Annotated in this window: 10 protein-coding genes; 6 read left to right on the forward strand and 4 right to left on the reverse strand. The window is 70.9% G+C overall.

Annotation, left to right across the window (positions count from 1 at the left end):
• Positions 1 to 22: 22 nt before the first annotated feature.
• Entirely contained in the window at positions 23 to 1,531 is a 1,509-nt protein-coding gene (locus ACFV6I_RS33255) for a peptide MFS transporter (RefSeq protein ID WP_063349097.1), read from the reverse strand.
• 329 nt (positions 1,532 to 1,860) lie between these two features.
• Here ACFV6I_RS33255 and ACFV6I_RS33260 point away from each other — a divergent pair, with 329 nt between their 5' ends.
• Positions 1,861 to 2,535, forward strand: coding sequence for a response regulator transcription factor (locus ACFV6I_RS33260; protein ID WP_030290974.1), 675 nt, complete (start codon positions 1,861 to 1,863; stop codon positions 2,533 to 2,535).
• 63 nt (positions 2,536 to 2,598) lie between these two features.
• The gene (locus tag ACFV6I_RS33265) at positions 2,599 to 3,843 is read left to right on the forward strand and encodes an ATP-binding protein (protein WP_063349098.1); all 1,245 of its coding nucleotides are present in this window, start codon (positions 2,599 to 2,601) and stop codon (positions 3,841 to 3,843) included.
• A 53-nt stretch (positions 3,844 to 3,896) separates the two neighbouring features.
• On the opposite strand, the gene ACFV6I_RS33270 is transcribed toward ACFV6I_RS33265, so the two are convergent.
• Positions 3,897 to 4,454 (reverse strand): GtrA family protein, encoded by a 558-nt coding sequence (locus tag ACFV6I_RS33270; protein ID WP_063349099.1) that lies wholly within the window; start codon positions 4,452 to 4,454, stop codon positions 3,897 to 3,899.
• 246 nt (positions 4,455 to 4,700) lie between these two features.
• Between ACFV6I_RS33270 and ACFV6I_RS33275 the strand changes: the two genes are divergently transcribed.
• The 3 genes from ACFV6I_RS33275 to ACFV6I_RS33285 are packed head-to-tail and all read left to right on the forward strand — an operon-like array spanning position 4,701 to position 7,619.
• Positions 4,701 to 5,840 (forward strand): 5-(carboxyamino)imidazole ribonucleotide synthase, encoded by a 1,140-nt coding sequence (locus tag ACFV6I_RS33275; RefSeq protein WP_380346324.1) that lies wholly within the window; start codon positions 4,701 to 4,703, stop codon positions 5,838 to 5,840.
• A complete protein-coding gene (gene purE / locus ACFV6I_RS33280; RefSeq protein WP_063349101.1) occupies positions 5,837 to 6,373 on the forward strand; it encodes a 5-(carboxyamino)imidazole ribonucleotide mutase in 537 nt (178 codons plus the stop codon). The genes ACFV6I_RS33275 and purE overlap by 4 nt, the downstream gene beginning before the upstream one ends.
• A gap of 31 nt (positions 6,374 to 6,404) precedes the next feature.
• Positions 6,405 to 7,619, forward strand: a complete 1,215-nt coding sequence (locus ACFV6I_RS33285; protein ID WP_063349102.1) for a dipeptidase — start codon at positions 6,405 to 6,407, stop codon at positions 7,617 to 7,619.
• A 2-nt stretch (positions 7,620 to 7,621) separates the two neighbouring features.
• Here the strand turns inward: ACFV6I_RS33285 and ACFV6I_RS33290 are convergent, their stop codons facing one another.
• Complete coding sequence (locus tag ACFV6I_RS33290; protein ID WP_363588081.1) at positions 7,622 to 8,035, reverse strand: CoA-binding protein; 414 nt, start codon at positions 8,033 to 8,035, stop codon at positions 7,622 to 7,624.
• Between the two features lie 43 nt (positions 8,036 to 8,078).
• Positions 8,079 to 9,416 (reverse strand): UDP-glucose/GDP-mannose dehydrogenase family protein, encoded by a 1,338-nt coding sequence (locus ACFV6I_RS33295; RefSeq protein ID WP_063349103.1) that lies wholly within the window; start codon positions 9,414 to 9,416, stop codon positions 8,079 to 8,081.
• 181 nt (positions 9,417 to 9,597) lie between these two features.
• Between ACFV6I_RS33295 and ACFV6I_RS33300 the strand changes: the two genes are divergently transcribed.
• Positions 9,598 to 9,823: acyl-CoA dehydrogenase family protein (locus ACFV6I_RS33300; protein WP_380429409.1), on the forward strand; the 226-nt coding region annotated here is incomplete at its 3' end.

The raw sequence follows: 9,823 nt of genomic DNA on the forward strand, positions 1-9,823 counted from the left end.
CCGGCTCGGGCGGGCGTGAGCGTCAGTGGACGTCGCCCATGAGCGTGACGACCCGCTTGCGGTACGTCGCCAGCGCGATGCCGGCGACGATCGCCATGGCGCCCTGGACCGCGAAGTACCAGGTGCTGCCGACCACCTTGTCGCCCAGCACCAGCTGGAAGATGGCGGCCACGCAGTCGCCGGCGGTGACGGCGAGGAACCAGACGCCGACCATCTGGCTGGCGTACTTGGTGGGGGCCAGCTTGGTGGTGACGGACAGGCCGACGGGGGAGAGGGTGAGCTCGCCGACGGTCTGGACCAGGTAGACCATGGCCAGCCACAGCGGGGTGACCTTGGCGTCGCCGGAGGCGGCGCCCATCGCCGCCATCATGACCAGGAAGGACGCGCCGATCATCAGCAGACCGAAGGCGAACTTCATGGTGGTGCTGGGGTTCTTCGACCGGCGGGCCAGGGAGACCCAGAGCCAGGCGAAGACCGGGGCCAGCGCCATGATGTACAGCGGGTTGAGCGACTGGAACCAGCTGGACGGGAAGTTGATCCCGAACAGCGTGGAGGCGGTGTGCTCCTTGGCGAAGACGTTCAGCGTCGAGCCGGACTGGTCGTAGATCATCCAGAACACGGCGGCGGCGACGAAGAACCAGATGTAGCCGCTCATCTTGGACTGCTCGTCCGCGCTGAGGTCCTTGTCGCGCTTCACCTTGGCGAACACGAAGACCGGGATCGCCAGGCCGGCGATGGACAGCGGCCAGACCGCCCAGTCGATGGTGAAGTGGCCGGTGGAGACGACGATGCCGTAGAAGACGACCGCCGCGGCCAGCCAGATGCCGGCCTTGCGGAAGATCTTGCGCTTCTCGTCCGCGCCGATCGGCGAGGTCACGATGTCGCTGGTGGGGCTCAGGTGGCGGGTGCCCAGCAGGAACTGGACCAGGCCGAGCGCCATGCCGATGCCGGCCAGGGCGAAGCCCAGGTGCCAGTCGACCTTCTGGCCGACGGTGCCGACCACCAGCGGGGCGAAGAAGGCCCCGAGGTTGACGCCCATGTAGAAGATCGTGAAGCCGCCGTCGCGGCGCGGGTCGTTCGGGCCGTCGTAGAGGTGGCCGACCATCGTGGAGATGTTGGCCTTGAGCAGGCCCGAGCCCACCGCGATGCAGACCAGACCGGCGAAGAACGCGCCGGTGAACGGCACGGCCAGCAGGAAGTGGCCGGCCATGATGATCGTGCCGCCGATCGCGACCGTCTTGCGGGCGCCGAGGAAGCGGTCGGCGATCCAGCCGCCCGGGAGGGCCAGCAGGTAGACCATGGCCGTGTAGACGCTGTACACGGCGCCGGCGGTCGCCAGCTTCATGCCGAGGCCGCCGTCCGTGACGGAGGCGGTCATGTAGAGCACCAGCAGGGCGCGCATGCCGTAGTAGCTGAAGCGCTCCCACATCTCGCTCAGGAAGAGCGTGGCGAGCCCTCGGGGGTGACCGAGGAAGGTCTTGCCGCTGGGCGAGGCCGGGGTGAGGCCGGCTTCCAGGGTGGTAGACGCCATGAGTAGGGGTTCCTTGCCTGACAGCGTCCGCCAAGGGGGGTGGCGGCGGACGTGGACGGAACCACTCTACGTGGCGATATTTAGCGTTATCAGATGACAAAAGCCACGAATCAGGTATGGGAATGGCAAAGTCCGTGACAGATCTGCCCGATCTATCGATGGTAGACGGGCAAATTTCCCTTCAATTTCAAGATTGAAGGCCGGATTCTTCACCGAACGGGCGGTCTGCGACGGCGTGTTGGGCCTGAAGAGGCCCTTGTGTAACGATCACGCTCTGTGAACTACCTCACAAGGCAGTCCGCCATACCCGGGCGGACTACCATCACCACATGACCTGTGTGCTGCTCGCCGAGGACGATCCGGCGATCTCCGAACCGCTCGCCCGAGCCCTGCGACGTGAGGGCTATGAGGTGCTCGTCCGCGAGGACGGTCCGACCGCACTGGCCGCGGGCCTGACCGAGGAGGTCGACCTCGTCGTCCTCGACCTCGGCCTGCCCGAGATGGACGGCCTGGAGGTCTGCCGCCGCCTGCGCGCCGACGGCAAGAGCTGCCCCGTCCTGGTGCTCACCGCCCGCGCGGACGAGGTGGACACCGTGGTCGGCCTCGACGCCGGTGCCGACGACTACGTGACCAAGCCCTTCCGCCTGGCCGAACTGCTCGCCCGCGTCCGCGCCCTGCTCCGGCGCGGCAACGTCGACCAGCTCACCACCGGCGCGCACGGGGTGAAGATCGACATCGAGTCCCACCGCGCCTGGCTCGGCGAGGAGGAGCTCACCCTCTCCGCCAAGGAGTTCGAGCTGCTGCGCGTCCTCGTCCGGGACGCCGGCCGGGTGGTCACCCGCGAGGAGATCATGCGGCAGGTCTGGGACACCACCTGGTGGACCTCCACCAAGACCCTGGACATGCACATCTCCTGGCTCCGCAAGAAGCTCGGCGACGACGCGGCGAACCCGCGCTACATCGCCACCGTGCGCGGAGTGGGGTTCCGGTTCGAGAAGAATTAGCCCCGTACGGAGATCGCGGCCGGGAGTCGGCCGACGAAGCGGAGCACCTCGGGGAGCGGCAGCGTGAAACGCCGGATGATCAACTCGCTGCTGGGCGTCGTCCTGGTGGTGGTCGTGGTGTTCTGCGTGCCGCTCGCCCTGGTCGAGAAGCGCACCATCGTCAACTCGGCCCAGGACCGGGTGGACGCGGCCGCCGTCCGGGTGCTCGCCCTGGTCGAGAACCGGCTCTCCGCGGGTGAGTCGGTCACCGGCCGGGCCTTCGACAACCAGGTCACCGAGGGCAGCTACGTCGAGGTGCAGATCCCCGGCCAGGACGTCGTCTCCAGCGGCGAACGCCTGGCCGGCGGCCACCTGCTGAAGGCCGTCGAACGCGGCAACAGCGGAGAGGTCGTCACCGTCGAGCAGTCCCGCGCGGACGTCGACCACGAGATCGCCAACATGCTGCTGCTGCTCGGCGTGGTCGCCCTGCTGGCCGTCCAGGCCGCCGTGGCGCTCGCCGTCTGGCAGGCCAAACGGCTCGCCCGGCCGCTCACCGACCTGGCCGAGACCGCCGAACGGCTCGGCTCCGGCGACCCGCGCCCCCGCGACCGCCGCTACGGGGTGCCCGAACTCGACCGGGTCGCCGAGGTGCTGGACACCAGCGCCGAGCGGATCGCCCGGATGCTCACCGCCGAACGCCGGCTCGCCGCCGACGCCTCGCACCAGCTGCGCACCCCGCTCACCGCGCTCTCCATGCGGCTGGAGGAGATCACCGCCCTCGCCGAGGAACCGGAGACCGTCAAGGAGGAGGCGACCATCGCCCTCCAGCAGGTCGAACGGCTCACCGACGTCGTCCAGCGGCTGCTCACCACCCAGCGCGACCCGCGCAGCCCCACCGCGGTGGCCTTCGACCTGGACGAGGTGATCAAGCAGCAGGTCGAGGAGTGGGGCCCGTCGCTGCGCGAGACCGGCCGGGTGCTGTCCCTGGAGGGCCTGCACGGGGTCACCGCCGTCGGCACCCCGGGCACCGTCGCCCAGGTGCTGGCCACCCTGATCGAGAACTCGCTGATGCACGGCGCCGGGACGATCACCCTGCGGGTCCGGCCCTCCGGCACCTCGGTGGTGGTCGAGGTGCAGGACCAGGGCGCCGGCGTGCCGCCGGACCTCGGGAACCGGGTGTTCGAGCGCGCCGTCAGCGGCCGCAACTCCACCGGCATCGGCCTGGCCGTCGCCCGTGACCTCGCGGAGGCGGACGGGGGCCGGCTCGAACTGCTCTCGCTGAAGCCCGCGGTGTTCGCGCTCTTCCTCGGCCGCAGCCACGCGGACTGAGCCGGGGCGGGTGCGGCCGGGAGTACGGCCGTCCAGGGCGGACGGCCGGTCGGCTATTCGGCCTTGGCGTAGCGGATCTGCTCGGCGGCCAGCATCAGCTCGGCCTGGGCGGCCAGCTCCTGGCCGCTGGTGCCGCTGGTGCCGCTCGCGTCCTGCGCGACCGGCTCGGGCAGTGCCTTGAACACCCAGGTCCGGTACGAGAAGAAGCGGAACACGGTGGCCACCGCGAGGCCGGCCACCTTGGCGCCCAGCTGCTCGTAGTGCGAGTCGAGGCCGAGCACGTACACCGAGAAGCCGAGCACGCCGGTCTCGATCAGCATGCCGATGCCGCTGTACACGAGGAACAGCGTGATCTCCCGCTTGCGCGAGGCGGCGTCGCGGTCCCGGTACAGCCAGTAGCGGTAGCCCAGGTAGTTGGTGGCGATGGCGATCAGCGTCGCCGCGATGTTGGACCGCAGCGAGGCCAGGCCCAGCCCGTTGAGGCACACCCAGAACACGGCGAAGTTGACCACCACGCCGCTCAGGCCGACCAGGCCGAACTTCACCACTTCGCCTGACAGCCCCCGCAGTTTCTGCGAGAGCGAAGGGCTCGAAGCTGCGGACGTCGCCATACCGGGCTGCCTCCATGTGCCTGCGGGTCGAAGAGCGGATCGCGTGGACGCGTCCACCCCTTGAGCCCTGCGTGCACGCACATGATCGGACTGCGCAGACCAGGACCTAGCCGTCCAGGCTACCCGCTTCCACCGAACGGCTCAGCCCCCAGGGCTCCGGGTTGACTGGGACGCCCAGCCCACCCCAGCGGTTCCACCGCCCCCGACCGGCCCGGATATCCTGGCGGGGTGACTTCCCCGGGCAATGTGAATTTTCCAGTGGTGGGCATGATCGGCGGCGGGCAGTTGGCCCGCATGGCACACCAGGCGGGCATCCCGCTCGGGGTCAGGTTCAAACTCCTCGCCGACACGCCCCAGGACTCCGCCGCACAGGTGGTCTCCGACGTCGTCCTCGGCGACTACCGCGACCTCGACACGCTGCGCCGCTTCGCGGCCGGCTGCGACGTGATCACCTTCGACCACGAGCACGTCCCCACCGAGCACCTGCGGGCCCTGGAAGCCGACGGCATCGCCGTCCGGCCCGGCCCGGACGCGCTGGTCAACGCCCAGGACAAGGGCGTCATGCGGGCCAAGCTCGACTCCATCGGCGTGCCCTGCCCCCGCCACCGGATCGTCGCCGACCCGGCCGACGTCACCGCCTTCGCGAACGAGGGCTCCGGCTACCCGGTCGTGCTGAAGACCGTCCGCGGCGGCTACGACGGCAAGGGCGTCTGGGTCGTCGACGGCGAGGAGGACGCGCAGGCGCCGTTCCTGGCCGGCGTCCAGGTGCTCGCCGAGGAGAAGGTCGACTTCGTCCGCGAACTCGCCGCCAACGTCGTCCGCTCGCCCAGCGGCCAGGCCGTCGCCTACCCGGTGGTGGAGAGCGTCCAGGAGAACGGCGTCTGCGCCGAGGTCACCGCCCCCGCGCCGGACCTCGACCCGGCCCTCTCCGACGAGGCCCAGCAGCTGGCCCTGCGCATCGCCGGCGACCTCGGCATCACCGGCCACCTCGCCGTCGAACTGTTCCAGACCAGGGACGGCCGGATCCTCGTCAACGAACTCGCCATGCGCCCCCACAACTCCGGGCACTGGACCCAGGACGGCGCCGTCACCTCGCAGTTCGAGAACCACCTGCGGGCCGTCCTCGACCTCCCGCTCGGCGACCCCCGGCCGCGCGCCAAGTGGACCGTCATGGTCAACGTCCTCGGCGGCGACTACCCGGACATGTACCACGCCTTCCTGCACTGCATGGCCCGCGACCCCGGCCTGCGGATCCACATGTACGGGAAGGACGTGAAGCCCGGCCGCAAGGTCGGCCACGTCAACGTCTTCGGGGACGACCTCGACGACGTCCGCGAGCGCGCCCGCCACGCGGCCGCCTACCTGCGAGGAACGATCACCGAATGACCTCCTCCCCTTCGAGCCCGCTCGTCGGCATCGTCATGGGCTCGGACTCCGACTGGCCCGTCATGGAGGCCGCCGCCCAGGCCCTCGACGAGTTCGAGATCCCCTACGAGGTCGACGTCGTCTCGGCGCACCGGATGCCCCGCGAGATGGTCGCGTACGGCGAGAACGCCCACCGGCGCGGCCTCAAGGCGATCATCGCCGGCGCCGGCGGCGCCGCCCACCTGCCGGGCATGCTCGCCTCCGTCACCCCGCTGCCCGTCATCGGCGTGCCGGTGCCGCTGCGCTACCTGGACGGCATGGACAGCCTGCTGTCCATCGTCCAGATGCCGGCCGGCGTCCCGGTCGCGACCGTCTCGGTGGCCGGCGCGCGCAACGCCGGCCTGCTCGCCGTGCGGATGCTGGCCGCGTTCGACCCCGAACTGACCGAGCGGATGACCGACTTCCAGGCCGAACTGAACAACCAGGCCACCGAGAAGGGCAAGAAGCTCCGCGCCAAGGTGGCCGGATCCTCCTCCTTCGGCTTCGGCAAGTAACCCCGGCGGCGGGTGGGGTAGAACAGCCGGTATGACTACCGAGCTGGACTCCCCCACCCCGCTGGACCGCGCCCGGGCCCTGCTGCGCACCGCCCCCGTGGTCGACGGCCACAACGACCTCCCGTGGGCGATGCGCGAGCAGGCCGGGTACGACCTCGGCGCGGTCGACCTCGCCGCCGACCAGAGCGACCGTCTGCACACCGACCTCGCCCGCCTCGCGGAGGGCGGGGTCGGCGCGCAGTTCTGGTCCGTCTACGTGCCGACCCGGCTGGCCGGCGACCACGCGGTGAGCGCCACCCTGGAACAGATCGACTTCGTCCACGCCCTGGTCGAGCGCTACCCCGACCGGCTCCGGCTCGCCCGCACCGCCGACGACATGGAAGCCGCCCGCGCCGAAGGCCGGATCGCCTCCCTGATGGGCGCCGAGGGAGGCCACTCCATCGACTGCTCGCTTGCCACCCTGCGGGCTCTCCACGAGCTCGGCGTGCGCTACCTGACGCTCACCCACAACGACAACGTGCCGTGGGCCGACTCGGCCACCGACAAGCCGGTGGCCGGCGGGCTGACCCGCTTCGGCGAGGAGGTCGTCCGGGAGATGAACCGGCTCGGCATGCTCGTCGACCTCTCGCACGTCTCCGCCGACACCATGCGCGACGCCCTGCGGGTCACCGAGGCCCCGGTCGTCTTCTCGCACTCCTCCGCCCGCGCCGTCTGCGACCACCCGCGCAACATCCCGGACGACGTGCTCGCCCAGCTGCCCGCCAACGGCGGCGTGGCGATGGCCACCTTCGTGCCCAAGTTCATCCTGCCCGCCGCCATCGAGTGGACCCTCGCCGCCGACGAGAACATGCGCGCCCACGGCTTCCACCCGCTCGACACCACCCCGCCCGCGATGGAGCGCCAGCGCGCCTTCGAGGCCGCCAACCCGCGCCCGATCGCCACCCCGGCCACCGTCGCCGACCACCTCGACCACCTGCGCGAGGTCGCCGGCATCGACCACATCGGCATCGGCGGCGACTTCGACGGCACCGCGTTCCTGCCCGACGGCCTGGGCTCGGTGGCCGGCTACCCCAACCTGATCGCCGAACTCCTGCGCCGGAACTGGTCCGAGGCCGACCTCGCCAAGCTCACCTGGCACAACGCCGTCCGCGTCCTGCGCGACGCCGAGTCCGTCGCCGCCGGGCTGCGGGCCGGCCGCCGCCCGTCCATCGCCACCATCGCCCAGCTGGACGGCGTAAAGGGCTGAGCTCAGCCCAGCCGCGGGATCTCGATGGCCGGGCACCTGTCCATCACCATGGCGAGCCCGGCCGTCCTGGTCCGCGCGTACGCGGCCTCGTCGACCACCCCCAGCTGGAACCAGACGGCCTTCGCCCCGGCCGCCACCGCCTGGTCGGCCACCTCCCCGGCCAGCGCGCTGTTCACGAACACGTCCACCACGTCGACCGGGAACGGGATCTCGGCGAGCGAGGCGTAGCCGGGCTCGCCGAGGACCGTCTCGGCCTTCGGGTGCACCGGCACGACGCGCTTGCCGTACCGCTGGAGCACCCCGGCCACCCCGTACGCGGCCCGGGCGGTGTTGTCGGACAGGCCCACGACCGCCCAGGTGTCGCCGGTGCCGGTGAGGATCTCGCGAACCGTCGCGTCGTCGCCGTAGCTCGTCATGCCGGTGCCAACGACGACCACGGGCGCCGGATTCCCGCAGGTGTCAGCTGGGGCGGCCGAGGGCGCGGTACGTCCAGCCGGCGGCGCGCCAGGCGTCGGCGTCCAGGACGTTGCGGCCGTCGAGGAGGCGGCGTTCGGCGACCACGGCACCGAGGACGGCAGGGTCCAGCTCGCGGAACTCGGCCCACTCGGTGAGGTGCAGGACGACGTGGGCGCCCTCGGCGGCCTCCATGGCCGAGTCGGCGTAGGCGAGCGAGGGGAACATCTTGCGGGCGTTGTCGACGGCCTTCGGGTCGTAGACGGTGACCTGGGCGCCCTGGAGCTGGATCTGGGCGGCGACGTTGAGCGCGGGGGAGTCCCGGATGTCGTCCGAGTTGGGCTTGAACGCGGCGCCGAGGACGGCCACCCGGCGGCCCAGGAAGCCGCCGCCGCACTGCTCGCGGGCCAGCTCCACCATCCGGGAGCGGCGGCGCATGTTGATCGAGTCGACCTCGCGCAGGAAGGTCAGCGCCTGGTCGGCGCCGAGTTCGCCGGCCCGGGCCATGAACGCCCGGATGTCCTTGGGCAGGCAGCCGCCGCCGAAGCCCAGACCGGAGTTGAGGAACTTGCGGCCGATCCGCTCGTCGTGCCCGAGCGCGGTGGAGAGCAGCGTGACGTCGGCGCCGGCCGCCTCGCAGACCTCGGCCATCGCGTTGATGAAGGAGATCTTGGTGGCCAGGAAGGAGTTGGCGGCGGCCTTCACCAGCTCGGCGGTCGCGTAGTCGGTGACCAGGAACGGCACCCCGGCCGCGATCGGCTCGGCGTACACCTCGCGCAGCAGCCGCTCGGCACGCTCGCTGTGGGCGCCGACGACGATCCGGTCCGGGCGCAGGGTGTCCTGGACGGCGAAGCCCTCGCGCAGGAACTCCGGGTTCCAGGCGAGTTCGGCGCCCGCGCCGACGGGTGCCAGCGCGGCCAGCCGCTCGGCGAGCCGGCTCGCCGAGCCGACCGGCACGGTGGACTTGCCGACCACCAGGACCGGGCGGGTCAGGTACGGGGCGAGGCCGTCGATCGCGGCGTCGACGTACGACATGTCGGCGGCGAACTCGCCCTTGCGCTGCGGGGTGTTGACGCAGACGAAGTGCACGTCGCCGAACTCCGCGGCCTCCTGGACGGAGCTGGTGAAGCGCAGCCGGCCGGTCGAACCCTCGTGCCCGGCGACGTGCTTGAGCAGCAGCTCGGACAGCCCCGGCTCGTACATCGGGACGCGGCCGGCGGTCAGCGTGGCGATCTTGTCGGGGTCGATGTCCAGGCCCAGCACCTCGAAGCCGAACTCGGCCATCGCGGCCGCGTGCGTGGCACCGAGGTAGCCGGTGCCGATCACGGAGATGCGGAGGGTCACGGGTTCCCCTTTGTGCGGACTCGACCTGTACGGGTGCCTCTGATGCTATCCGCCCCGACGGATCCGGCCTCGATCGCCCGTACGCCGGGGACGCTAGGCAGCCGCAGGTCGGAGCCCTAGGATCTCTACTGAACGGTAGTTAACACCGGATCGACTTCGATCACTGGACGAGGCGGGCATCATGGCGGGCAGCGCAGGGGCGGCTGACTTCGATCTCTTCCGTATCTCCGAGGAGCACGAGATGCTCCGTGAGGCGGTGCGTTCGCTGGCCGAGGCGAAGATCGCTCCGTTCGCGGCGGAGGTGGATGAGCTGGGGCGGTTCCCGCAGGAGGCGTTGGACGCGTTGCGGGGCAGTGATCTGCATGCGGTGCACGTGCCGGAGGAGTTCGGTGGTGCGGGGGCGGATG

This window comes from Kitasatospora sp. NPDC059803 (assembly GCF_042732255.1).
In the GTDB taxonomy this organism is placed as follows: domain Bacteria; phylum Actinomycetota; class Actinomycetes; order Streptomycetales; family Streptomycetaceae; genus Kitasatospora.